Source organism: Helicobacter sp. 13S00482-2, from assembly GCF_002272795.1.
Classification (GTDB): domain Bacteria; phylum Campylobacterota; class Campylobacteria; order Campylobacterales; family Helicobacteraceae; genus Helicobacter_J.
This window is the reverse complement of sequence record NZ_MLAT01000076.1, coordinates 1-576: the sequence shown is the minus strand read 5'-3', so window position 1 is coordinate 576 and position 576 is coordinate 1. Positions and strand designations below refer to the sequence as shown.

The window sequence follows — 576 nt, the reverse complement described above, 5'->3', positions numbered from 1 at the left end:
TTTCAAGTTTATTAATATCAATTAATTCAACTTTGTCATGTGCTACAAAATGTGGAAAATTGAGATTTAATTTATTAATAAAATCTATATAGGCTAAATCAAAGGCTGAGATGATAGCTTGTTTTTTGCCACTACCTTCATTTCCCTTTGCATTTTTACAATAAAACTTGATTGGTTCTTTCTTCTTTGTATATTCATAAGAAAGAATAAATCCAGTTTCATATAAAAGTTTTGAATAATTAGTAAATGATTCATTGAAGATGGCCAATTTATTCTCAAAATCTTCAAGCTCTTCATTCATCTTTTTATTTAATTCCAAAAGATTTTTTTTGGTATATTCTATCTCTTTCTCTATTTGCCCCAACTCAATTAGCATTTTTTCATTTTGTCCTTTTTCTTCTGCTAACTTTTCTATTTGTTGATTTAACTTCGTATATTCTGTCAAAGACCCTGTTTTTGATAGTTTTTCTAAAATTTGCGAATATTGAGTAGATAGATAATCCCTATTTTTTCCTAATTCTAGCATCTTTATTTCTAGTTCTTTTATCTTGTCTTTTAGATAATTTGCCTCATTTT

The 576-nt window shown here is 26.2% G+C and carries 1 protein-coding gene; it reads right to left on the bottom strand.

Annotation, left to right across the window (positions count from 1 at the left end):
• A partial coding sequence (locus BKH42_RS09185; protein WP_143428626.1) for a DUF2326 domain-containing protein occupies window positions 1–576 on the bottom strand: 576 nt, incomplete at both ends.